At 48.9% G+C, this 24,605-nt stretch carries 22 protein-coding genes; 16 read left to right on the top strand and 6 right to left on the bottom strand.

All coding sequences use genetic code 11. The features are described from left to right. Positions 1-11: 11 nt before the first annotated feature. Positions 12-254 carry a formate dehydrogenase subunit delta gene (locus tag RN22_RS16715; protein ID WP_046305968.1) on the top strand — a complete coding sequence of 81 codons (243 nt, stop codon included), beginning with the start codon at positions 12-14 and terminating at the stop codon, positions 252-254. A gap of 66 nt (positions 255-320) precedes the next feature. On the opposite strand, the gene RN22_RS16710 is transcribed toward RN22_RS16715, so the two are convergent. Next, on the bottom strand, positions 321-1,094 hold the full coding sequence (locus RN22_RS16710) for a siderophore-interacting protein (protein WP_046305967.1): 774 nt from the start codon (positions 1,092-1,094) through the stop codon (positions 321-323). A 405-nt stretch (positions 1,095-1,499) separates the two neighbouring features. On the opposite strand from RN22_RS16710, the gene RN22_RS16705 reads away from it, so the two are divergent. From RN22_RS16705 to RN22_RS16685, 5 genes are read left to right on the top strand one after another with little or no spacing between them, the layout of a single operon-like run. Beyond that, complete coding sequence (locus RN22_RS16705) at positions 1,500-2,117, top strand: DUF1449 family protein (protein ID WP_046305966.1); 618 nt, start codon at positions 1,500-1,502, stop codon at positions 2,115-2,117. Positions 2,118-2,141: 24 nt separating this feature from the next. After that, positions 2,142-4,229 carry a peptidase gene (locus tag RN22_RS16700; RefSeq protein WP_046305965.1) on the top strand — a complete coding sequence of 696 codons (2,088 nt, stop codon included), beginning with the start codon at positions 2,142-2,144 and terminating at the stop codon, positions 4,227-4,229. A 60-nt stretch (positions 4,230-4,289) separates the two neighbouring features. Beyond that, positions 4,290-9,155, top strand: coding sequence for a DNA repair ATPase (locus tag RN22_RS16695; protein WP_046305964.1), 4,866 nt, complete (start codon positions 4,290-4,292; stop codon positions 9,153-9,155). Beyond that, positions 9,156-9,860: a phospholipase D-like domain-containing protein gene (locus RN22_RS16690; protein ID WP_046305962.1), complete on the top strand. Its 705-nt coding sequence runs from the start codon at positions 9,156-9,158 to the stop codon at positions 9,858-9,860. A 16-nt stretch (positions 9,861-9,876) separates the two neighbouring features. Next, complete coding sequence (locus tag RN22_RS16685; RefSeq protein ID WP_046305960.1) at positions 9,877-10,941, top strand: toxic anion resistance protein; 1,065 nt, start codon at positions 9,877-9,879, stop codon at positions 10,939-10,941. Positions 10,942-11,023: 82 nt separating this feature from the next. On the opposite strand, the gene RN22_RS16680 is transcribed toward RN22_RS16685, so the two are convergent. Both RN22_RS16680 and RN22_RS16675 read right to left on the bottom strand, forming a co-directional pair. After that, positions 11,024-12,145 carry a Gfo/Idh/MocA family protein gene (locus tag RN22_RS16680; RefSeq protein WP_046305958.1) on the bottom strand — a complete coding sequence of 374 codons (1,122 nt, stop codon included), beginning with the start codon at positions 12,143-12,145 and terminating at the stop codon, positions 11,024-11,026. Positions 12,146-12,195: 50 nt separating this feature from the next. Beyond that, entirely contained in the window at positions 12,196-12,903 is a 708-nt protein-coding gene (locus RN22_RS16675; protein WP_046305956.1) for a GntR family transcriptional regulator, read from the bottom strand. 234 nt (positions 12,904-13,137) lie between these two features. Here RN22_RS16675 and RN22_RS16670 point away from each other — a divergent pair, with 234 nt between their 5' ends. The 6 genes from RN22_RS16670 to dctP all read left to right on the top strand — a co-directional run bounded on the left by RN22_RS16670 (position 13,138) and on the right by dctP (position 18,712). After that, the gene (locus tag RN22_RS16670; RefSeq protein ID WP_002540003.1) at positions 13,138-14,295 is read left to right on the top strand and encodes an LLM class flavin-dependent oxidoreductase; all 1,158 of its coding nucleotides are present in this window, start codon (positions 13,138-13,140) and stop codon (positions 14,293-14,295) included. After that, entirely contained in the window at positions 14,295-15,197 is a 903-nt protein-coding gene (locus tag RN22_RS16665) for an aldo/keto reductase family oxidoreductase (protein ID WP_046305954.1), read from the top strand. Before RN22_RS16670 ends, RN22_RS16665 begins: the two co-directional genes overlap by 1 nt. Next, positions 15,194-15,667 carry a flavin reductase family protein gene (locus RN22_RS16660; protein WP_002540006.1) on the top strand — a complete coding sequence of 158 codons (474 nt, stop codon included), beginning with the start codon at positions 15,194-15,196 and terminating at the stop codon, positions 15,665-15,667. The genes RN22_RS16665 and RN22_RS16660 overlap by 4 nt, the downstream gene beginning before the upstream one ends. Continuing rightward, positions 15,667-16,197, top strand: a complete 531-nt coding sequence (locus RN22_RS16655) for a TRAP transporter small permease (protein WP_046305952.1) — start codon at positions 15,667-15,669, stop codon at positions 16,195-16,197. Before RN22_RS16660 ends, RN22_RS16655 begins: the two co-directional genes overlap by 1 nt. A 38-nt stretch (positions 16,198-16,235) precedes the next feature. After that, positions 16,236-17,522 carry a TRAP transporter large permease gene (locus RN22_RS16650; RefSeq protein ID WP_002540010.1) on the top strand — a complete coding sequence of 429 codons (1,287 nt, stop codon included), beginning with the start codon at positions 16,236-16,238 and terminating at the stop codon, positions 17,520-17,522. A 98-nt stretch (positions 17,523-17,620) separates the two neighbouring features. Then, the gene (gene dctP / locus RN22_RS16645; RefSeq protein WP_046305950.1) at positions 17,621-18,712 is read left to right on the top strand and encodes a TRAP transporter substrate-binding protein DctP; all 1,092 of its coding nucleotides are present in this window, start codon (positions 17,621-17,623) and stop codon (positions 18,710-18,712) included. A gap of 62 nt (positions 18,713-18,774) precedes the next feature. On the opposite strand, the gene RN22_RS16640 is transcribed toward dctP, so the two are convergent. Together RN22_RS16640 and RN22_RS16635 are read right to left on the bottom strand one after the other, a co-directional pair. Next, positions 18,775-19,350, bottom strand: a complete 576-nt coding sequence (locus tag RN22_RS16640) for a thioredoxin domain-containing protein (RefSeq protein ID WP_046305948.1) — start codon at positions 19,348-19,350, stop codon at positions 18,775-18,777. A gap of 110 nt (positions 19,351-19,460) precedes the next feature. Beyond that, positions 19,461-20,129 (bottom strand): helix-turn-helix transcriptional regulator, encoded by a 669-nt coding sequence (locus RN22_RS16635; RefSeq protein WP_046305945.1) that lies wholly within the window; start codon positions 20,127-20,129, stop codon positions 19,461-19,463. Between the two features lie 136 nt (positions 20,130-20,265). Between RN22_RS16635 and RN22_RS16630 the strand changes: the two genes are divergently transcribed. From RN22_RS16630 to RN22_RS16615, 4 genes are all read left to right on the top strand, one after another. Then, positions 20,266-20,601, top strand: coding sequence for an NIPSNAP family protein (locus tag RN22_RS16630; protein WP_046305941.1), 336 nt, complete (start codon positions 20,266-20,268; stop codon positions 20,599-20,601). Beyond that, positions 20,598-20,921: an antibiotic biosynthesis monooxygenase gene (locus tag RN22_RS16625; protein ID WP_046305940.1), complete on the top strand. Its 324-nt coding sequence runs from the start codon at positions 20,598-20,600 to the stop codon at positions 20,919-20,921. The genes RN22_RS16630 and RN22_RS16625 overlap by 4 nt, the downstream gene beginning before the upstream one ends. Then, positions 20,918-21,139 (top strand): YciI family protein, encoded by a 222-nt coding sequence (locus RN22_RS16620; RefSeq protein ID WP_197076309.1) that lies wholly within the window; start codon positions 20,918-20,920, stop codon positions 21,137-21,139. Before RN22_RS16625 ends, RN22_RS16620 begins: the two co-directional genes overlap by 4 nt. 187 nt (positions 21,140-21,326) lie before the next feature. After that, positions 21,327-21,749, top strand: a complete 423-nt coding sequence (locus RN22_RS16615) for a hypothetical protein (protein ID WP_046305938.1) — start codon at positions 21,327-21,329, stop codon at positions 21,747-21,749. A 78-nt stretch (positions 21,750-21,827) separates the two neighbouring features. Here the strand turns inward: RN22_RS16615 and RN22_RS16610 are convergent, their stop codons facing one another. Next, entirely contained in the window at positions 21,828-24,356 is a 2,529-nt protein-coding gene (locus RN22_RS16610; protein ID WP_046305936.1) for a hypothetical protein, read from the bottom strand. Positions 24,357-24,605: the final 249 nt, after the last annotated feature.

Raw genomic sequence — 24,605 nt, 5'->3', positions numbered from 1 at the left:
CAGGAGTGAACATGGACGGTGAACTTCATCGTAACGAACGCCTTTATGCGATGGCGAACCAAATCGCTGACAACCTTGAGCATGGCAGAACCGAGCAAGAGACGGTCGACGAAGTCGCTTCCCACGTTCGCCGCTTCTGGTCGCGCGACATGAAGCAGAGCCTGTTTGCAGCACAGGGAAGTGGGTTGTTGAACCCCATCGCTGAAAAAGCGGCGGAAATGCTGGCTGAGGAATATAAGCTCAAAGCGGGTTAGTTGGGTATAGGGTAAAACTAAAATGCCGCGTAATAACGCGGCATTTTAGATAAACGAAGATGCTCTTTAAGCAATAGCCTCAGCATCCTTCTGCTTGATCACTTTGTGGCCTTCTTCAGTTACGCCGTTTTTCCAATAGCTGCTGATGTAAATATTGTCTCGCTCGACGTTTCTTTCATTTCGGAAATATTGGCGTAGCGAGCGCATAGAATCGAATTCACAAGCACACCAGATGGCGGCGTTGCCATCCAGCCATTCTTTTTCCTGAACTTGCTCTGCCAGCGTTTTTTCGCCTTTAACCAGCCAGTCGATTTGCATACCCTCTGGGGCTTTAATCGGCTGAATATCGTCTTGAGAAAGCACTTCAATCACCGCGTGGCCTTTTGCATGTTGAGGTAGCGATGCAATTTTGACAGACAGTGCAGGAAGGGCGGTCATATCGGCAGCCATAAAAAACCAATCGGCTTCTTTGTTGATTTCCTGAATGGTGCCAGGGCCAGCAATCGTCATGGTATCGCCAACTTTGGCGTTCATTGCCCAACGAGCGGCATGGCCACAACCACAGTCATCAACCTTATGGCGGACAAAGTCTACTGTGATCGTGTGTGTGCTGAAATCCAACTCGCGGATAGTGTAGGTGCGCATAACAGGCCTTTCGCCCGCTGGAAGTGAACTCAGATCTGTGCTGCCATCCGGCGCAAACATTAACTTAATATATCCGCCTTCGCAGTTGGCAGGAAAGCGGGAAAGTCCTTCACCATGCATCACGATACGCTGCATATTGGGAGTAATGGCTGTGCTTGCTTCGACAGTAAGCTGAATCGGGTTCGGTTTCTTCATTATTCTTCTCTGACTACTTTACTTCACCCTAAAATACGTCGCCTTTAATAATAATTCAATGATAACGATTATCATTTGCGTAAATTTACACTTGTCTTTGAGCACTGCGGTAGGTGTGATTCTGGAAACAAGGTTGTGAGGTGTTGTTTTTGCTTTGATATCTAAACTTTCAATACATCTAACTTAAGTATATTAGTAAGTTAATTCACATCAGCGGATTCTTAATCTGGTGACAATTGTATGCTGGATGGAATTTTGAAGCGTTTATTTGAACCGAATCATATAAGAACACGATACTGCTTCAAACGTGTCCAATTCAGGTTAGTCTGGACAAGCTTGTTTAAGCAATTAGACGTCAAAGTAAAAACTAAAAAATCATATAACACTTTGTTTAGAGAAGTATAAATGGCAGTTGGTGAATTTCTGGGTATGTTGATGACGTTCCCTACAAGCGTGTTCTTTGTTCCGTTTGTGGTGTTCTTTCTCATTATGCTGGTCGATTTAGTCTTCAACGTAGTGGAAGGTTTTACCGCGGATATCGATCTATTCGATCTTGATAATCTGCCTGGTTCAGGCCTTCTCCTTCCGCAAGTCCTTTCAAAAGTTCCTCTAATGGTTGCTTTATGCGTCTCGTTTTTCGTGGCAACCGTTCTTTCGTTTTATGCATCCGATATCGCTCAAGGTTTTATTTCCGGCCCGATACTCTTGGTTGCAAATATCATCTCTATTCCTATTGTTGCTTACATTTCTCTGGCGATATCAGCCTGGCTATTGAAGCCTTTGGCTCCATTGTTCGACCGTAAAAAAACGTTTGCGAAGGTGGAATTTATTGGCTTAAAGGGCCGTGTTCATAGCAATGTTGTTAACAGGGAAAAAGGTGAAGTCGTCGTTTTGCATGAAGGAAATGAATTTCTGCTCGATGCAATGCTGCAGGACGACAGTTCGATTCAATATGGAGATGAAGTGATCATTGTTTACAAAGATGATGCTTCAGACCGCTACGTCGTAGCAAAAAAAGCTTAATGGAATAATTATCAGGAGTAGGAAATGGAAATTTCCCCAAGCATTATTTTTATCGCCAGTGGCATAGCTGTTTTCCTCATTGTGATGATTTTCATCACATCCCGTTATAAGAAAGTGCGTGGTGAAGGTGACGCGTTGATCGTTAATGGTCTACATCGTACACGAGCATCTCTGACAGGTACTTTTGTCTGGCCGATCGTAAACCAATTTGAATACATGGATATCACCCGTAAAAAGATTTCTGTCATCCGCAGTGGCCGCAAAGATCAGGAAGGTGAGGAATATGAAGGTTTGCATTGTCGTGACAATATCCGCGCAGACCTGAAAGTGGATTTCTATATCGGGGTAAACCATGAAGAAGATGACATCATCCGTGTAGCAAAACTCTTCACGGCACATGAAGCTTCGAACCTTGATCGCCTCAAAGAGCACTTCCAGCCAAAATTCTCAGAAGCCCTAAAAACGGCAGTAAAGCAGTTCGAATTTGAAGAACTGCTGACCAACCGCCGCGCTTTCCGTGATGCGGTTGTTGATGTCATCGGCAGTGAAATGGATGGCTTCAAAATTTACGACGTGGTCATCGACAAAGTCGATCAGACGGCGCTCGATGCACACAGCCCTGACAACATTCTTGATGTTGAAGGTATCCGCAAGATTTCGATGATTACCGCGCAGAAAAACACGGAAACCAACGCTATCCGTCAGGATGAGCGTACAACGATGAAAAAGAAAAACGTCGAAGCGGAAGCAAACCGTTTGCAACTCGACAAGCAAGAGCAGGAGTCTATAGCCCGCACCCAGCGCGAAGTAGACATTATCAAAGCGCAGGAAGAGGCGCTAGCTTCAGAGAAACGTGAAGAATATGAACGCGTTACGCAACTAGCAAAGCTGGAAACTCAAGAAGAGGTTGCCAAGAAACGCGAAAGTGTGGAAATGGAAGTAGAAATGACGCGTATCGCCAACCAGCGTCAGGTCGCTATCCAGCAAGAAGAGCTCAACCGTTCAGTCGAAACTGAAAAAGTACGCACGGCATCAGAAGTCGCTGAACGTGAAATGCAGAAAGAGACCACGGTGGAAGAAGCGTTGAAATCGGTCTCTGAAACACGTTCACAACGCGTAGAAATTGAACGCAAGATTGCCCGCGAAGAAGAAGAGACAGAAAACCTGCGTGTTAACGAGCGTGTTGCCCGTGAAAAACGTGTCCGTTTGGTTGAAGCAGAAGCCGCTGCAGAAGCCAAGCAGCTTGAATCGCTGGTGGCGGCACGTACAGAGAAAGAAGCGGCGAAAGAGCGTGCAGAACGCTTGCTGATTGAAAACGAAGCAGAGCTGAAAGTGAAGACGCGTGATGCAGAAAATGCATTGGCAGTGAAGACGCGAGAAGCAGAAGCCGACCAAATCGTGACGACAAAACGTGCAGAAGCCGAGTATGTGGCGAAAGAGCGTGAGGCAGCGGCGAAAGAGCGCATGGCTCAAGCTGAGAAAGAAATGATCAGCGCAACGGGTCTGGCAGAAGTGGAAGTTGACCGCGAGCGTGCGCAAGCGATTAAAGAAACTGGTGAAGCCGAAGCCTTTGCTCTGCAAAGTGCAGGTGAGGCAGAAGCGCAAGCACTGCGTGCGAAAGGCTTGGCGGAAGCAGAATCTCAAACTGCGCGTTTTGAAGCTGCTCAACAGTATGATGACCACACGCGCGAACACGACAAGTGGGTTATGCAACTCCAGCAAGACAAAGAGCTGGAAATCGCCCGCATCGAAGCGCAGAAAACCGTGGTTAGCGCGAACGCGCAGGCATTGGCAGAAGCGCTGGCGAAAGCAGATATCCGTCTGTTTGGCGGTGAAGGCATGGAGCAGATCCGCCGTACCATCATGGATGCTTCAGCCGTTGATGCGAAATTTGAGCAGTCTAAGGTGCTGAACCCATTGGTTTCTGAGTACGTTGATGGTGAGCGTAGCTTGCCGGAAGATCTGAAAGCGATTTTGGAAAACACGGACCTGAAGAGCAGTGATTTAAGCAACGTCGCCTTGGCGAGCTTGCTGAACTCGCAAGGTGGTGCGACTGAGCTTCTGAAGAAACTGCAAGGCACACTGGAGCCATCGTCAGACAAAAACTCGTAACACCCTCAATTACTCTCACAGAATCCCGCCTCATTGGAGGCGGGATGAATAGGTATTAGCATGTCAGAGTCGACTCAAAAAGCTGTGAGTGAAGGTGGTGCATATGAAGTTCTCAAATCCCGCCTGTCCCAACAGGGCAACCAGCTAAAATCTCTTTCTCAGTCATTCAATCAAACTCGCCAGACCGTATTTGGTGGTCAGGAACTCAAGCTCGTCGGCAAAGCCAATGTGCAGACCGATGCGAAATGTATTCCCATCGACATGGCGCAAGTTAACCAACAGCTATTGTTTGGTTACCACGTACAGGTCGGTATGAAGGCATCGCCATCACTGGATGATGTGTTTGGCCTTTATCAGCTGCACGAAAATGACGGTACGTTCCGTGTGGAGCCACTACCCATTGAAAAGAGCTTTCTCAGTGATCAGCGTTTTGTTCACGAGTTCACTGAGCTGTTCACCTACTATCGTGATGCGCGCCTTTCCCAAATCTCCCGTCAAGAAAGCATTCTTTATATCGCTTTTCAGATAGGTAGCCGTCCCGAAGACCGTAAAGTGTTTCGCTTCCAGCTAAAAACAGATGCCGTGGAGTACATGGATTCCTATGGGCATGAATCGCTGGAGAGCACTGTTCAACACGACTTTGATTGGATTGCGACAAACCGTGATGACCACGTGCTGGGAGAACACCCGCATGTGTCTATTCGCGACAAGCTGTTTGTGGAGTGTGTGGGTGGTGACCTGACCATTAAGGTTGAGGACAATACATCCGAAGGCAAGGGAATCTATCGCGAAGAAGTTGAAGATGCGCACCAAAGTGTGGCAGATGCGCAAATCGATTATGCCTTTGTCGGCGATTTAATCGCCCTTCGCGTTAAGCCCAACCGTGAAAAACACAGCCGCTATTTTCTCTACAATCCGCTGAATCAGTCGGTCACCCGTGCTGATGCATTGGGCGTCAGTGCTAAAGCGTTGCCGGAAGATCACGGTGTGCTGTATGCAAACGGATATGTCCTTGCTAATGGCGAGCGTAAACAGTTTGATTTCCCATCCGGTCACTTGAAGTTCTTCCAGAAAATCGTGTCACCTAACGGTGAAGATATTCTGTATTTCTTCTTCAACGCGGTTGATGGCTATTACGTCGCCTATACCTACAACCTGATCGAAAAGAAATTTGAAGCTCCCATGGAAAGCCATGGTTATAGCCTGTATCCAGATGGTCGCTTTCTTGTGTTTCAGCTTTCTGAAAACGCAGAAGCGTCGACGATTCATCCCTTACGCATCTGGGATACACCGTTTTCAACACCAGAGCACTACGCAAGTGTGAATGCTCAGTCAGATGGCAGCAGCCCGCTGTTCAATCTGGGTAATGCGGAACTGGTTAGGGCGCTTTCTTCTGTACTGTCGATTTGTCAGTTAGCCCAGACAGAAGAAGTCACACAAGCAGCCTATGAAATGCTGTTGAAGCAATGTCAGTCAACGCTCGACCATTACACTTGGCTAGGTCATGAATATGCCTTGGGTATTGGCTCTGCCATCAATGAGTTGATGGGCACCGCAGACAAAATCATTGATGAATTTGCCAAGGTACAGCAACTACAGCAGCACGCCGCGCAAAGCATTGAAGCGCAGCAGACCATTGTCTCTGACCTCATTGGTAAAATTAAACTCGCACCAAAAGAGCAAGCGAATACCTTGCTCAGCCTCTTGGCCGAAGTGAAAGGTCAGGTTGGTACTGTCATGGCGCTTCGCCAGCAACACTACATTGATGAAGCCCGAGTCGATGAACTGCAAACACAATTACAGGAACAGCGCGAAAGCTTAAATCTTCAATTGCTCAACCTGCTTCAGGAAGAAAAGGCGTACGTGCCGTTTAAGAAGCAAATTCTGACGATTGAAGAACAGCTGGAAACGGTAGATAAAACGGCTGAAATCCAGAAGCTGCAAGAGCAGGTCGACACGCTCCGCAACGAACTCCAGTTAGTGACGGAAGAAGTCACAGACATCGAAACGGACGATCCTACTCAGGCAACGCGCATTCTGGATTTGACGACCGAAGTCTCATCGATGCTGAATACGGTATCGGCCAAGCTGCGTTCTAAATCTCAGGGGTTACAGAGCGAAGAAGCGCAGGCGGAATTCAGCGCCCAGTTTAAGCTGCTTAGCCAATCCGTCAGCAGCGCGATGGAGCAGGCGTCAACACCAGATGAGTGTGACAACCAACTCGCCAAGCTGGTGGGACAACTAGATAAGCTGGAATCCCGTTTTGCGGATTTTGACCAGTTCCTCGCTGAAATCTATGCCAAACGTGATGAAATCCAGTCAACGCTCGACAACCACAAACAGCAGCTCATTTCTGCACAACAGCGCCGTGTACAGAACCTGTTGCAGGCCGCGAATGTCACCATGGCAAGTATTGAAAAGCGGGTGGAACGCTTTGACGACGTAGCAGGCTTGAACAGCTACTTCGCGACCGATGCCATGGTACTCAAGCTTCACCAGCTCTCCCAAACTATTCGAGACTTGGGCGACAGTGTTAAAGCGGATAGCGTCGATTCCAAGCTCAAATCACTGCAAGACCAATCCCTTCGTTCCCTTCGCGATAATCAGGATATTTTTGAGCAGGGCGGGAAGGTCCTGCGTTTGGGCAAACACAGATTCAGCGTGAATCAACAGGCATTGGATCTCAGCCTCGTAGAGCATGATGGGGAGCTTTCGACTCACATTTCAGGTACAGATTTCTATCAAGCGGTTGAAGATAAAAAATTTCTTGAGCTGCAATCCTTTTCCCGCTTGGACGTGGCATCTGAAAGTGATGACGTTTACCGCGCGGAATATCTGGCTTACCTTATTTTGCATAGCGCGGAGAACAATCAAGATGGGTTGAATCTCGAAGAGCTGTATGCGGATCAAAAAGGCAATGCACTGGCTGAACGTGTACAGAAGTTCGCCGCACCTCGCTATAAAGAGGGGTATGTGAAAGGTATCCATGACAATGATGCCACGCGTATTCTGGATAAGGTTCTTCCTATCTATCAGCAAGCAGGTTTATTACGCTTCAGTCAAAGTGCGCGCTCCGCTGCGATTCGATGGGTGCTGGCGCAAAAAGCTGACACTCTGAGTAACTTACGCCAGCAAGCCAATAATGCGCAGCTACTGAGAGAGCACCTGAACTCAGGTGATGCTTACCAGCAACTTCAAAAACAGTTGGCGACTGAGCTCGCGACTGAACAAAGTGACGAGGCGGCAGATTACTTGGTTAACCTGCTTGGCGAGTCTGATTTGAGCGTTGATGTCAGTCAGGACGCGTTGAGCCTCTATGAAGATTACCTTCAATTCCGCCGCAGTTTGGGTTGGCAAGCCGGAGGTGCTGATATTGGGTCAGCGTATTCTGACCATCTCCAGTGGCTTACCGCATACACCCATAAAAAATGCTACGGACAAGCTTTTGTGGTTGAAGCGGCAACCATTGCCGTTCTGAAAGCCTATTCAGAGTTTACTATCCGCAGTGTCGATTTCTCATTGGTTGCGGATGTGGAAGGAATGCTGGGTGAACACGACCTTATCGAGAAAGGGCAGTTGCGTATCGTGCTTGATGACTTTATCCAGCGCAACGAGTACCACCGAAGCAAAGTCGTGCCTCAGTTCGAAGCCTATCTTAGCCAACGCACCTTGCTGTTGAATTCTGCCAAAGAAGATTTCCGTTTAAGCGAGTTCAAGCCTCGCCCTCTGACGTCATTTGTTCGAAACAAACTGATCAGTGAGAGTTACCTGCCCCTGATTGGTGATAACTTTGCCAAACAGATGGGTACTCTGGGCGATAAGAAACGCACTGACTTGATGGGGATGCTGTTACTTATTTCCCCACCAGGTTACGGTAAAACGACTTTGATCGAATACGTGGCGCACAAACTTGGCCTCGTATTCATGAAAATCAATGGCCCATCTATTGGTCATCAGGCGACATCTCTAGACCCAGCAGATGCACCTGATCAGAATGCTGCCCGCGAAATAGAGAAGATCAACCTTGCCTTCGAAATGGGCAACAACGTGCTTCTCTACCTCGATGATATTCAGCACACTCACCCTGAATTCCTCCAGAAGTTTATTTCGTTGTGTGATGGTACACGTCGAATTGAAGGAACGTGGAAAGGGAAAACCAAGACCTATGATATGCGCGGTAAGAAATTTGCCGTGGTGATGGCGGGTAACCCTTACACAGAAAGCGGTGAATCGTTCCGCATACCCGATATGCTAGCTAACCGTGCAGACATTTATAACCTTGGCGACATGCTGTCTGATCAGAAGCAAGCCTTTGAGTTGAGCTTCATTGAAAACTCACTCACGTCGAACTCTGTGCTTGCGCCGCTGGCAACCCGTGACTTGAACGACTTATACCGTTTTGTGCGGATGGCAGACGGTGAAAGTATTGCACTCAGTGAGATGAGCCATGCGTATTCGGCGACAGAATCCAATGAGATTATCTCAACGCTTCAGAAGTTAATGGCCGCTCAGCAAACTGTTTTGAGAGTGAATCAGCAATATATCAAGTCGGCAGCGACTGCCGATCAGTATCGTGTTGAGCCGCCATTTAAGCTGCAAGGCTCGTACCGGAACATGAATAAGCTGGCGGAGAAGATTTCGTCGGTAATGACAGATGATGAGCTCTACACCATGTTGCAGGATCACTATCAAGGTGAAGCGCAGACGCTGGCAGCAGGAACGGAAGAAAACTTGCTTAAGTTGGCTGAACTGCGTGGTGATATGACACCAGAGCAGAAAGCGCGTTGGCAGGAAATCACAGACGGTTATCAGCGTCAGCAAATGATGGGCGATTCAGAAGATCGTGCAGGCCAGGTTGTACAGCAACTCGCCATGTTGAACCAACACGTTGCGCGCTTTGGTAGCGACTCCCAAGGAGGGGAATAAGTGAACCGACAAAAATGGTTGGCGTGGCTTGAAGCCTCGCTGGAAGATTACCGCCTCGACGACAGCGAACGTCGGACGTTACAAGCTGAGTTAGCAGAGTCTGTACTCAGTGATGAAGACAGATCTTACTTACGCAATCTGAGCTTCAAGCTGGTTCAGAAAGAACTGGCTAATCAGGGAGATGCGGCAGCATTGGTACGCTGGTTAGAGCGCGTTATCAAGGTGCTGGATAACGTGATTAACGCCAACACAGCACAAACGGCAACAAGCTGGTTCTCGCCGGGACGAACCTGTGCTGCTGGAATCATCGAGCAACTGAAACTGGCGAGAAAGACGATTGATATTTGCGTATTCACGATAGCAGATAACGACATAACCAAGCATATCCTTGAGGCCCATAAACGTGGGGTGAAAGTACGTATTGTCACGGATAATGACAAGATGTATGACAAAGGCAGTGATGTGGAATATCTGGCAGAACAGGGCGTTGCCGTCAAAATTGATACGACTCAGTACCATATGCACCATAAGTTTGCGATATTTGATGAATGTCGGCTGATTAACGGCAGCTTCAACTGGACGCGAAGTGCCTCTAAATATAATCAGGAAGACATTACACTTACGGATGATCGCAGGTTTGTTAGTGCGTTTAGCCGACAGTTTGAACAGCTATGGCAGAAATTCCCCTGCCACACGCTGTCATAAAAGATAGGGAGATCCAATGACTGAATTGACCAATTCTCAGAATCAGCCGGTGGAAATCGAAGTGACACCGCAAATTATTGAAATTGCAGACCGCTTCGACCCCTTCGATACCGTCGCCACCATCACGTTTGGTAAAGACGCGCTCGAGAAAATCACGGCGTTTTCTGATGAAGTGCTGGATCAGGTACGTGTTCGTGACAGTGGTGAAGCGGGCGATATTCTTCATGCCATGGTGTCTTCCATGGACAGTGCTGAGTTTGATAGCTTAGGTAAAGGTAGCTTCTTATCAAAACTGCCGCTTATCGGCGAAATGTTCGATTCGTTTAAGAAGTTTTCGGCCAGCTTTGATACGGTGAAAGGGCAGTTGGAGCAACTGTCCGACCGTCTGGAAGCTCAGGAAGTTAAACTGGCGCACGACATTACGCAACTGGATACTTTGTACGACCATAATCTCGATTTGTTGACTGGACTAGAGCAATACATCGCGGCGGGTCGTTACAAACTCAATGAGCTGAACGAAAAGGTACTACCAGAATTGCTTCAGCAGTCTGAGCAGAGCGGTGATGCATTGGATGCTCAGAAATACCGTGATGCGTCTCAAGCCGTTGCCCGTTTAGAAAAGCGTGTGCACAACTTGGAACTAACGCGCCTAGCAGCCATTCAAACTGCACCTCAAATACGCCTTTCGCAGGAAGGCAATAAAATGCTGATGGAAGATATCCAAGATATCGTTCATAACACCTTCCCACTTTGGAAGCGCCAATTCCTTATCGCAATCTCAAACTACGAGAAAGAGAAGGCGCTAAAAGTCACACGCGCCGTTAAGGATTACACCAACAAGCAGTATGTTCAGAACGCTGAGAAGTTGAAAGTGTTGGAAGAGCAAATCGCAGAAAACTATCAACGCGGTATTCTGGATTTGGATTCACTCGAAACGGTGAATAAGCTGACGATCGAAACCCTGAACAATACCCTTTCGCGAGTGAAAGAGGGTAGAGCGCAGCGTGAGCAGGCTCAACAGGTGATTGAGAAAGCCGAACTGGAATTGAAAAAAGCGCTGGAGCAGACCTTAGAAAGCTAAACTCCGTCAATCAATTACAGTCCAACAGCTGACAGTTCTGATCCCCAAGTGGCTCTGCCTCTTGGGGATTTTTTGACATGCCCTAAAAGCTCAGACCATTATCTTTAAAGGTCACCACCTGATTCAGCCTTATAGCCTCCTGCGCCGCCAGCCCAATCACTACGGCTTTTAAGCCATCTTCCAATGACACTTCTACGTCTTGCTCACCTAACACAGCGCGCTGGAATTTCTGATGTTGGTAGAAAGTGGAGCCGTTATGGTCACCAGCTTCGAGAAGCGTTGGGTCTACAGGCACTTCCATTTGTTTTGGTCCCTTGGGATCGCGTGGGCTGGAAATGACTTGAGCGACAGGGGGCACGCCAAGGGTGTCTGTCGGCCAGAAACGGCCAGGGCCGGGAACCAGACATTCCACCTTGCCTTTGTCTCCGACAACGCTGATCTCCTCTTGATAGCGCGAGCCCTCAGCGAACATGCAAAGCTCCAAGCTGGCGCGGGTGCCGTTGTCGAATTCTACGGTGACATAAGCATTATCGAGGATGTCCGGTGCTTCGCCGGCATAGGATTCGTCTTTATGGTTCACTGCTTGACTACCGGAAGCAAAGACTCGAACAGGGTTAGCGTTGGCCATCAGTCGCATCAAATCAAAGAAGTGGCAGCATTTCTCGACCAGTGTACCGCCGGTTTTGTGGTTGAAACGGTTCCAGTCATCCACTTTATGCAGGAAAGGAAAGCGGTGCTCGCGAATTGAAAACAGATGGCGCTGGCCAATCTCGCCTTGTGCCAGCAAGTCGAGTAACAAGGTGATTGGTGGCATGTAGCGATATTCCATCGCAACCCAAATCGGTGCAGGGTGGGATTTTGCAGTTTCAACCAAACGTGCAACATCATCAATCTGCGTACAGATGGGTTTCTCAATCAAGATCGGCAGTGAGCTGCGGCTTATAATGCCTAGCAATTGCTCGGCATGCTGAAAGTTAGGGGTCGCGATAACGAGGGCATCGATATCGTTTGCTTCAAGTAATTCATCCAAACCTTCAACCGAGCGGGCAGTTGGCACCAACGCGTGTGCTTTTTTGCGCATTTCTGCGTTAGGCTCGGCAAGCACGGTGATCTCTACATTCTCTAAAAGTTGAATGTTCCGGATGTGCTCTTGTCCCATCATGCCGCAGCCGAGGATGCCGTAGCGAATTACTTGATCTGTCATTCAGTCCGTCCCTTACGTTTGTTTGGTAGCCTGAGAGGCTATCGTTGTCGTTATGTCCATCGCGCTGCATAGCGCACGTTTACCGGGTCATACCAAGTGAAAGAAACTTCCTCGATACGATCCCGGTTTGACCAGCTCAAGCGCTCGATATAGCCGCATGCAGAGCCAACCTCAGGTCTAAAGTCTTGGTGCTTCCAGTCCGGTACATGATCGACCGTGATGCTGTCCTGCACCTTTGAAATCCAAAAGCCAAGTTTTTCGCGGTAATACACATACAGTGATTCCACGAGATCGTTTGGGGCGATGTCGTCTTTGTGCTCACCGCTTATCCAAATTTCTTCCATGGCAGCAGGTTGCTGGTCGAGTTTTCTCAAGCGGCGGAAACGCCATAGTTGCGCGTTTGATTCCAACCCCAACAAAGAAGCCACATAAGTATTGGTGTGTTGCTCCACGCTTAGAAAATCGGCGTTTGGCAAACCACCACCGGATTTCAACTCCAGGCGGAAAAAGTGATATACAGCCGAATTGTCAGGCGTGTTTTTCACGTAAGTGCCGGAGCCCTGAATCCTTTCCAGCAATCCATTCTGTTCAAGCTCGTTCAGCGCTTTGCGCAGCGTGCCGACAGCAACGCCCAGCTTTTTTGCCAGTTCCGCTTCAGTAGGCAGCCTTTCTCCCGGCAACCAATAACCCGCCGAGATTTCTCTGCGCAACAACTCGCTTATCTGGATGAACAAGGGTAATCGTGTTGATTCACTCATTTTCTGAAAATCTCAAAATTAATAACCGTCGATATATTAGAAGGTTACTGAGCTTATTTCTGTTTCCTCGCTCAGAGAGCGAATGAATTCATTCATCATTGATTTACTTTATTTGTAAATCTTATAGCATTTATTAACAATTCATTCACTAATCATTTTCATTTCGATGAGGATGAAAAGCAACAAGAACAATAACGTTGGTTGGCTTTTTGCAAAAAGAACAGGAGAGTTCAGATGAGTGTCGTGCCTATCACGAGTGAGGGGTTAGATGCAGCCGAGGTATCTTGGTTTGCGCCGCTTTGTAGCGACGATTATCGCTATTTGGGTGTGCCTGATGGTGCGTTGCGAAGCAGTTGGGAAAACACACGCGACATCGTTTTGACTGCCGAGAAGCAGGGCTTTCGCAACATTCTTTGCCCGTCCTCGTATCAGGTTGGGCAAGACACCCTGACGTTTGCCTCCGCAATGGGGCCGCTTACTGAGCGCATCAATTTGCTTGCAGCAATTCGTTGTGGAGAAGTGCATCCGGCGATGTTGGCCCGTTCGGTTGCGACGCTTGATCACATCATGAAAGGGCGTTTGACGTTGAATGTCATCTCCTCTGATTTCCCAGGTGAGAAAGCCGATAGCGCATACCGCTACCGCCGTTCAAAAGAAGTGGTCGATATTCTTCGTCAAGCCTGGACGCAAGATGAAATCCGCTACGACGGAGAAATCTACAAACTCGACCCGCTTTCTGCCGATCCTGTTCGTCCCTATCAGCAAAACGGTGGTCCACTTCTTTACTTCGGTGGCTATTCTCCGGATGCCCTTGAATTGTGTGGTTCAGACTGTGACGTATACCTGATGTGGCCAGAAACCGAAGACATGTTGGAATCACGCATGAAAGCGGTGAATGAAGTGGCACAACGTCATGGCCGCACTCTCGACTATGGTCTTCGTGTTCATATGATTGTTCGAGATACCGAAGCCGAAGCCCGTGAATATGCTGAGTCTCTGGTATCGAAACTCGACGACGATTTTGGTCAATCGATTCGCGAACGCGCGTTGGATTCGAAGAGTCTTGGCGTGGCGTTTCAGTCTAAACAACGTGAGCAGGCAGACCAGTTTGGTTTTACTGAACCGAATCTTTGGACCGGTGTTGGCCGCGCCCGTTCTGGCTGCGGTGCAGCATTGGTGGGCAGTGTCGATCAGGTGCTGACTAAGATTGAACGCTACAAGAAAATGGGTATCCGCGCCTTTATCTTCTCTGGCTACCCGCACAAATCTGAATGTGAAATTGTTGGTCAGAAAATTCTGCCCGAGCTAAAAACCTGCTCAATGCCTGAAGAATACGGCCGTGTTCCGGCGACCACCCCTTTGACTCCACTTGGCGCAGGAGAGCGCAAATAATGAAATATACAGAATTGCATCCGTCACTGTCTGCTTTCAGCCGCTTAGTTTATGGCGTTTGGCGTTTGTCGGATGATGAGAACACCTCAGAGGCGCATGTTCGCGCGAAAGTTGATGCGTGTCTGGAGCAAGGCATCACCACCTTTGATCATGCTGACATCTATGGTGACTACTCCTGTGAAGAGGTATTTGGTCAGGTGCTCGAAGCGACTCCTTCACTTCGTGACCAGATTCAGTTGGTGTCGAAATGCGACATCATGCTGCTGTCAGAAAAATACCCGAACCGTCGTGTTAAATACTACGACACCTCAGAAGCGCATATTCGTCAGTCAGTTACCAACTCTTTGCAAAACCTGAAAACTGACCACCTAGACTTACTGCTGATACACCGCCCGGATCCGTTTATGGATCATAGTGAAACAGGGAATGCGCTGGATTCACTGATAGATGAAGGCTTGGTGAAAGCGGTTGGCGTGTCGAACTTTAAATCGTGGGATTGGGAGTTGCTGCAATCTGGTATGCGTCATCCATTAGTGACCAACCAGATTGAAATGAGCCTGATGACCCGGGAGTCCTTTACCGACGGTACAGTGGCATTCATGCAAAAAGGCGGCATAAAGCCGATGGCATGGTCGCCACTGGCTGGCGGCGAATTATTTGGCAACAGCGAGGCGGCGCAGCGCGTGAAACCTTTGTTGCATCGTGAGGCCGAGAAGTTCGATGTCGGTATTGATGCCGTGGCGATCGCTTGGCTACTCGCTCACCCTGCAGGCATTTTGCCTGTGTTGGGTACCAACAATCTTGAACGTATCCGTGGCATAAGCGACGCGCTGAAAGTCTCGATAGATAGAGAGACTTGGTTTGAACTTTGGACGGCTGCAGCAGGGGAGGAAGTCGCATGAGCCGCGAACTGAGAAACGCACTTTCCTGCTTTGCCACCGGCGTGACAGTGATTACAGCGCGCCATGAAGGGCAGGATTATGGATTGACGTGCTCGTCGTTCAACTCTGTTTCTTTAGAGCCAGCGATTGTGCTTTGGAGCATCAACCGCACATCGTCAACCAAACAACCGATTCTGGAGTCTGGTGGTTACACAGTGAGCGTGCTGGCGGTGGAACATTCCGAGCTTGCGATGAAGTTCTGCCGTGACAGCCATGAAGAGCGCTTCCGTGGTGTGGAGATCCAACGTGCACCGAGTGGCCGTGCCATCATTGAAGGCGCTGTGGCCTGGTTTGACTGCGACTTAAATGGCGTCGTCAGTGCGGGCGACCACGATATTCTGCTTGGCAAAGTGACCGACTTTCACTCGCAGCAGGGTGATGGATTGGTGTTTGAACGCAGCCGCTTCGGCAAGGTAGGAGAAGTCGCTTAATGGCAGTGGTGAAGTCAGTCATTTCGGTGCTGGAAACCGTCAATAACACATTGGATCGCATTGGCGCATCCGTAGCTTGGGTGCTGGTGGCCTTGATGGTGTCCAGCATTTTGCTGCAGGTGGTGTGTCGCTATGTATTCAATGCTGCATTGCCTTGGCCGGAAGAAGTCGCCCGGGCATTGATGATTTGGATGATGGCACTGGTTGCAGGGCAGGCGTATCGAAAGGGCATGTTTGTCTCTATCGATATGATTTTCAATTATCTGTCACCAAAAGTGGCGCAGGTAATTCGGATTCTGCTGCTGGTGATTGCCTTTGCTGTTCTTATCCAACTGTTCGTCATCGCACTGGAATTCTTTGACCGCGGCTTTCGAACCCGTGCAGCGTCATTTCCGCTGAAGCGGGCATGGATATATCTCGCGATGCCGGTGTGTTTCGGCACCATGTTGCTCGCGAATTTAGAAATGTTTCTTAAAGCGCTTACTCACAAAGAAGAGGATGCCATCGCTGCGCAAGCTGGAGAAAGCTGAGTAGTCAGGCGTTGGTAATCATAAGGATGTGGCTGTAAATGTTGATCTTCTTTCTACCTCTGTTTTTGGTTTTCCTTCTTGTCGGCATGCCGGTGTTTTTCGCGCTGCTCGCCGCTCCAGGGTTCATGCTTTATGCAGAAGGCATGGACAGGGATATTCCACTGCTGTTTCGTAATATCTACAACGGTATCGATTCTTTCCCCCTGATGGCCATTCCATTCTTCATGCTCGCGGGTGAGGTGATGAACCGAAGTGGGATCACCCTGAGTCTGGTGAATTTCTCGCAATCACTTATTGGTCATGTTCGCGGTGGTCTGGCTCACGTCAACGTGATGTCGAGCATGCTGTTTGCGGGGCTTTCCGGTTCTGCCGTGGCGGATACCTCTGCCATCGGCTCGATGATGATCCCTGCGATGGAGAAAAACGGGTATTCACGTAAGTTCGCGGCCGCCATTACCGCGGCTTCCTCAGTGATTGGCCCAATCATTCCGCCTTCCGGCATCATGATTATTTACGCCTACACCATGGAAATTTCAGTGGCAGCACTGTTTGCGGCGGGAGTAGTTCCCGGTGTGATGATTGGTGGTGGTTTGATGCTATTGATCGCACTGCTGGCGAAAAGCCAGAACCTGCCGATTGCCAGTGAAAAAGCAACATGGCGCGAACGCGGAACAGCCACCAGAAAGGCCTTCTGGCCGCTGTTAACCCCCGTGATCATTCTGGGCGGCATATTGGGTGGCATCTTTACACCGACGGAAGCTTCTGCCGTTGCGGTGCTTTATACCTTGGTCGTCGGCATGTTTGTGCTTCGCACTGTGAAGCTGAAAGACATCCCGGACATTTTTACCGCAAGTGCCAAGTCGTCAGCCGTAATTCTATTGTTGGTTGGCGCAGCACTGGCGTTCAAAACCGTGGTCTCGCTTTCCCATGCAGCTGAGTCCATGGCGCATTGGACGCTGAGCATCAGTGAGAATCCGCTGATCTTACTGTTCCTTATCAACATCCTGCTTTTTATTGTTGGCATGTTCCTCGATGCAGGTCCGGCCATCATTATTCTGGGGCCAATTCTGGCGCCGGTTTTTGTCAGTCTGGGCATAGACCCAGTGCATTTCGCCATCATCATGAGTGTGAACCTCACGGTGGGCTTGGCGACGCCTCCAATGGGACTGGTGCTGTTTGTGGCATCAAGCGTATCCGGCGAGAAAGTCGAAACGCTGTCCCGCGCGATTCTGCCGTTTCTGGCAGTGGAAGTGGTAGTGATCTTCCTGATTACGTTTTTCCCGTCTCTTTCTATGACTATCCCTCAGTGGCTGGGTCTGGCTTGAGTCGGTTTTTTACTCTTAACAAGCAACCGAGAACGTAAGTTCTCACCTTATGTGGAACAGCCTTCGGGCTGGCAATCACGGAAGTGAAAAGGTGAAGTATGAAAATAACGGTAAATAAAATGCGTACAGCATTGAAGGGAAGTGCACTGGCGTTGTTGGCTGGATTAATGACCACCACAGCATTGTCAGTGCCTGCCATGGCGGCGGACTTCAACCTTCGCGCAGTGGCTAACTCCAACGAAAACGACGAAGACTATGATGGTCTGATCGTCTTTAAAGACTTCGTTGAATCTCACTCGAACGGCAAAATCAAAGTTGATCTCTATATCGGTACCCAGCTTTGCGGTAACGGTACCGAGTGTATTCAGGCGGTAGAAGACGGTTCAGTCGATATCTATATTTCTACCTCTGGCGGTGCGGCGAACATGTTCCCGTACATTCAGGTTCTCGACCTTCCGTATGTGCTGCCAGATGACCGCACTGCAGAAGCTGTGCTGCAAGGCGATTTCGTGCGAGAACTGCGTAAAGCAATCCTTGCGGACACTGACGACAAACTGCGTTTGATGGCGATCGGTAACACCGGGGGCTGGCGTAACTTTGCCAATACCAAGCGCACAGTGAAACAGCCAAGTGATTTGGAAGGGCTGAAAATCCGCACCGTGGTTGCTGACTTGCCACAGGAACTGGTGAAAGCACTGGGTGCAAGCCCAACGCCAATCCCATGGCCTGAGCTTTACACTTCATTCCAGACGGGTGTGGTTGAAGGCTCGAAAAACGGTATCACCGATATCATGGGCATGAAGTTCCCAGAAGCAGGCTTGAAATACGTTACCTTGGATGGCCATGCCTACATGTCAGCGCTTTGGTACATGAACAACGAAGCTTTCCTGGATATGCCACCAGAGCTACGTAAAGTGATTGTGGATGGCTTCCGTGCACTGCAACAGGCAACGTTCGCTTCTCCGAAGCGTAAATCGATTGCTGCTTACGATGCCTTCAAGAAAGCCGGCGGTAAGCTTTACGTGCCTACTCCGGAAGAAAAAGCCAAGTTCCAGGAATCCGCAGCGCCGGTTTATATTTGGTTCCAGGAGAACGTGAAAGACGGCAAGAAGTGGTTTGATTTGCTCAAATCAGAATCCGAAAAAGCGCAACAACAGATTGCCGCAGCGGATAAAGCAGACCTCTCTTAACGGTTTGTAAGGGAATAAAAAATCAGCCTCTCGGGGCTGATTTTTCTTTTTACTCTATTTGGCTATTTCAACAAGGGATCAATCGCCGCCTGCCAGTCTTCCAAGCTGGAATGGTGGTCGACCGGAACCAAGCCCGCATTGTTAATAAACACCGTGGGTGTAGCCCAGACTGATCTCGTCGCCGCATAGCGAATCGGTGTTCTGCCCTGCACGTAAACATCGCTACTGTCCATTCGCTCGATGAAAGCCTCACGGTCAACTTTGCCATGTTCCACGGCGTAATCAGCAACCAAGTTTCTCAAGTCTTCATGGGTCTTATGGAGAAACTGGCCGTTGTAGAAAGTATCCTGCCGCTCATACAGGAAGGTGGCGAAGCGATAAAACTTCTCTGAATCACTCTCTGCCAAAGCAAATAAACCCAAACTCATGTCCCACGCCTGACGGTGGTTACTTAGTGTAATGAGGTGAGTTTTAAGGCTCACTGACTGCCCTTTGTAATGCTCCATTACCGCCATCAGGTTCGGCCAGATAGCACGTGAATGCGGGCATTGAATGTCGACGAAAACATCGATGGTGACGGATGCGGCTGGGTCACCAAGTAGAACACCACTTGGGCGGTGGGGAATGGGTATGCTCATAACGTCCTTGTCCTTAGCTCGTTGTTATTGTGTTGAGCTAAGTGTAGCTAACGGATTCAGATCGTCTCTAGGCCCTAATTGAGTCACTAATGCGACTTTGAATCAGTACGTTATGCAATAAAAGTCTGTCTGAAACGGATGATACCTTTAGGCGTAAATTCGATAACTCTCGAGTCCGGTAATTGTTGCGCCCAACCCTGGCTCAGCAAATGTTCCAATATCCATTTTCCAAGGCTCCCCGCTATGTGCGTTCGCCTTTCACTCCAATCCAGACAGGCTTTACAAACAGGACGCTTTTGTCTTTCAAACGCTTCGATGTCAGCACCCAAGTCAATAAAGAATGCTTTCCCTTTTTCCGTCAGCTTCGCCTCAATTAACGCATCTTCAATCAAACCTTGCGCCACCAGAGAATCATAGAGTTGAACCGCAACTTCACCCGCTAGGTGGTCATAACATACACGTGAATGACGAAGTGATGCATCGCTAGGTCCAGTCGGAATGGGTTTGATGGTAGCGGTTACGTTCATCAGTTGTTCGAGCAGTTCTGCGATTTCATAACCGGCAAGTTGGAAGTATCGATGGCGACCTTGTTTTCGCACTACCAGCAAACCACCCTCGACCAACTTTGCTAAGTGGCTACTGGCAGTTTGCGCGGAAATATCGGCTTCCAGCGCCAGTTCAGTTGCGGTCAACGCTTTACCGCCAAGCAGTGCAATGAGCATTTTTGATCGGGCGCTGTCGGCAACAAGTGCGGCGGTTTGAGTGATGTCCGGTTCCATTTCAAAAACTCGATGATGTGACTGCGATAAGGTTAGCAGTCGGGGGTAGAGAATACTTCGATGACGCTCGAAGCGTAGGGTGATTTCAACGCTTAAGCTGTTATCCAACGCTCAATATGGATAAGGAAGTGGCGCCATGATCACCTGTTTTATTGAATACCGTATCGACCCGTTCAAACAAAATCAGTTTGAAAAATATGCCAAGAACTGGGGAAAGATTATTCCTGAGTGTGGAGGCGATTTACTGGGCTATTTCATGCCCCATGAAGGCACTAACGATGTGGCCTATGGCCTGATTTCGTTTCCAGATTTAGCATCGTATGAAACCTACCGCGAACGGCTTAGATCGGATGAGGCGGGGAAGCGGAATTTTCTGTTCGCCAACAAAGAGCAGTTTATTGCAGCTGAAAAACGTTCATTCCTAAGAGTGGTGGATGCGACCTACAAGCAAGGAGCGAGGGTAGCAAAATGATCGCCGTTATCTTTGAAGTGGAACCCCATACTGAGCACAAAAGCACGTATCTTGACATAGCTGCCGTACTTCGTGAGGAACTGATGGAGGTGGAAGGGTTTATCTCAGTAGAGCGCTTTCAGAGTCTGACTAATGAGGAGCGTATGTTGTCGCTGTCTTTCTGGGAAAGTGAAGAGGCGATCGCTCATTGGCGGAATAACCTTCGTCATCAACTGGCGCAGCAAAAAGGAAAAGAAAGCTTGTTTAAAAACTATCGTATTCGCGTTGCAAACGTGGTGAGAGATTACGGGCTGGATGCCCAGCAAGGAGAAGAACGATGAGAGTGGTTGCGGTTTTTACTGATACTCCAGAGATGCTTGAACACCGTAAACAGCATGGTCAGGCACATCTCGATTTTCTGCGCGCCAACCAATCAGAGATTCTGGTTGGCGGTGGGCTAAGAGATGAAGAGGGGGGCGTGTATGTTGGTGGTCTTTGGATCATGGAGGTAGCAAGTCTGGCTCGTGCAAAGGCGATTATCGAACAAGACCCTTATTAGTACCTGAGTTTCGTAGCTACCAATTAAAAGTTTGGGGTAAAGCGTTTGATGAATACGTAATTATATGAAATATGAAAATTATTCTATTTCATGGTCAAAAGTTTGATTTGAGATAGCTGTCTAAATATACAGTATTTTGATGTGGTAAGGTTCGTGCAGATTTTCGTTTCAAAGCCCAAGGAAGACCATGAGAGACGTTGTTTTAAAGAACCTGCGCGAACGTTTTCAATCATTAAATGAGATTGTTGATACCTTAAACCCAGAGCTGTTTACCACCCATTTGAATGTACCGAAGAATAAGTCTGTTGGTGAACATATGTGGTGTATTGTCGGTGCGCGGGAGAGCTATACGAAATCGTTGTTAAAAGGTGAATGGGCAGGCTTTGAATGTTCACTGGCATCGACCGAACGTCGTGGCGATGTGATCGAGAAACTGAAATCTTCCGAAGTCGCGTTCGATGAAGTGGTAAATACCATTAGCCACTGGACGCCAGAGCGAGACGAGTTGTTGGTTTATTTGCTTGAACACGAAGCAACCCATGAAGCGCAATTGATTCGCCACATCTTCGCTCTCGAGCAAACATTGCCTGAATCAGTTAAGTGGGCTTAAACAATCCGCGAATGCAAGAGAAAGGGAGAGCCTAAGCTCTCCCTTTCTCTTATCTTTCTCCTATTAGGGATGACTCAGCTAGACTGAATCGTCTTCTGTGGCGGTCTCCACTTTAATCTTGAAATAATGTTTACGATCAGTGGTATCTGGAAAGCTGACGGCGTCGTCATCGGTATTCAGCAGCGGTATTTCCACGTAGAACTTCTTCGCGCCAGCGGCATTTTTCCACAAACGTATTCTGGCAGGCATGACTAACAGGGACGTTGGCAGTTTCGGTGCTGGCGTTCCTGATGTCTTCTTGATTTCGTCGACCAGATAGTTCGCCGAAACCGACAACAGGTTCATGTCGATATCATCAAAATCTTCGCTAAGAAACGGTATGTCGGTAGAGATAGTGAAGACTTTTCCAGGTTCGATAGACACCCCCTTGAAGTTGTGTACGTGCGTGCCGAAGTACAAAGTGTCCAACTTATGCTGGCCTGCAATACCAATTGAGTCAGCAGAAAGGGCAACATCTTTCCCTGCGCCAGGTAGCTTTTTGTCTTTGGCGGAAAACACTACCTTCCAGCCATGGGGAAGGTGGTTCTTCGGCGGTGAAATTTCGTAGATCCAAGGTCTGAACAGCACGGTTCTGGTCGCTGAAAACAACCCCTGTAATTCCACTGCGCCGCCTTTCTCCGCTTGCAGATCACCAGCCGCCCGCTCATGTTCGTCATAAGGGGTGATATGTAGGTGAGCGATAGAGGGTGGACGAACGTTGACTAAAGAACCCAAATCATCCGACCTTGGATGCGTGTAGTGGTTGCCACTCAGTCCACTATAGATATTGCTGTCTGGATTATTTGACCTTGGCGTTTCCCAAAATAAACGCGCTTTACAGTAGGTCACCCGGCGTGAATCTGTCGGTGTACTGGTGATCACCAGTTCATTCTGTCTCGCGTCAGCAGTGAACACGATAAGGCTGGTCCAACGCAGAGGGTTGCGATCCGCTCGGTCACCATACTGGGTTGTATTGAAGGGGTCGTAATTGTTGCTGTCGAAATGGTGTTCGGCGCTGCCGGTTTGCATCGAGTTGGAAGAAGCCCCCATATATAACGCTCCGCCTTTGTTGCCGTAGCAGTCAAAGTTACCGAGATCGTTCGAAGAGGCAATGTAGGTCCATTTACGGTGAACCTCCAGCTGACCATCCGGGGTTGGCCAGCGGTTTTCATCAGTCGGGTTTCTGCTGCCAAGAGTAGGGTCTGACATATAGATGCCCCAACCGTCATTGTTGACCGCAGCACAGCCGATGAAACTGTTGTGCATGTAGTCTTCATAACCACCGGGGAAATACCACCCGTCGAGCCCATTTTCACGCGCCATCAGGTTGACATGGGTGTTGTACGCGCCATCAATACCGACAAACCCGTTCCAAGGCATAGCATCAACGACGATGTTCATAAACTCGTTGTAAGAAGCGCGGGCGGTGGTGGAATAGTTGCCGGGTAGATACGGAGTCATCTGAGAAAGCAGGGTGTAGTGGGGTTCCAAATTGTAGAAAGAGACTTCAACGGTTTTGGTGTTAGAGGGCAGCCCACCCGGCACCACCACGGTGGTGGTTGTGTCCAAGCGTTTAATTGGCTTGTGATAGACCCGCGTTTCGCCTTCTTCATGCGGTTTGCTGGTGGTTTGTTTGTCGGAGGCTTTGATCCCAACGTATTTTCCATCGAGCTTTTTGCCGATGTTCGCAATGCGGACAATCTCTTTGCCGTTCGCATCGTAAGCGCGCACCCATCGAACGAGGGGAACATCAATGGTGTCGTCCAGCAGTACTTCCTTTGAATCCGTGTAGGTGCCGCGTGCAGGAACGATGATTTCGGTATCTCCTTCGCCGTTATTTAGCGTGAAATCGGTGATTCCTTCCCACACCTGAGGCAACCCAAATCGTTTTTGTGGCAGGCGGTTGGGTTGACCTGCCCAATATTTGGGGGAGTTGGGTTGAGAGCTGGCAGCGACACTCGGTTGAGGGGGCGTATGTCCTATCATAATGCCATTGCCGCCATCGCCAGGGTCTTTTAGACAGCCGCTTACGGCAAAGTCAAAGATACGGCTGGAGCCGCACTGGGTGTAGATCCCATCGTTATTTGATCCGCCAATAGGACACAGCGCCGTAGGGTGGGTGGTGACATCCCGCAGTGCACCGGAGAGCGCTTTTCGCCTGACATAACTGCCTTGCCCGCGAAAGGTGCCGGAGCCTGTGGGGATTAGCAGGTTACCGACGATGGGGAAGTAGCCTTTTCCCATCACCACATGAAAGTCATACCTTTCATCTGAAGGAGGGACGAGATTCCCGTTGATATCTCTGAGCCTCATTGCCATTTCAAGCTTCACCTGATTGCGCTGCGCCATGGCGATGACGCCTTCACGATCTCTTTGCCAGCGCGCTTTCGCTGCTTGAGGCGTCAGACCAACAGATTCAAGCTCAATGGTCAGTTCACCGGTTTCCAGCAGGCTTATCAGCCAGTTGTAGAGAAAGCGGAGTAAACGTGTGAAGGCGTCTGTCGTCATGCGGACAGGCGTAGCGAAGAAGCTCCATGCTCTGGGGAAGCGTTGACGTAAATTGCACATAATTGGCAGCTCTTATTCATCCATTGTTTGTGCAACTTTACGATATGCTTGGTCATTAAAATGTCCAATAATGGCGACATTTTTGGTATGTAAATACTTGCTATTACTATTGGCTAATGATGGCGGGTTATTGCTGGAACTGTAAAAAATGCCGGCAACTCGCCGGCAAAAAAACACTCAGAAGAGAGACAAAAACGTAGGGGCTGTTGACCTTTGGTGGTTAAATTTTGTTCTCGCTATAAGCGTTTT

The organism is Grimontia sp. AD028, assembly GCF_000973155.1.
GTDB classification, from domain to species: domain Bacteria; phylum Pseudomonadota; class Gammaproteobacteria; order Enterobacterales; family Vibrionaceae; genus Enterovibrio; species Enterovibrio indicus.
The sequence above is the reverse complement of the archived record's forward strand: the minus strand, read 5'-3'. Positions and strand labels throughout refer to the sequence as shown.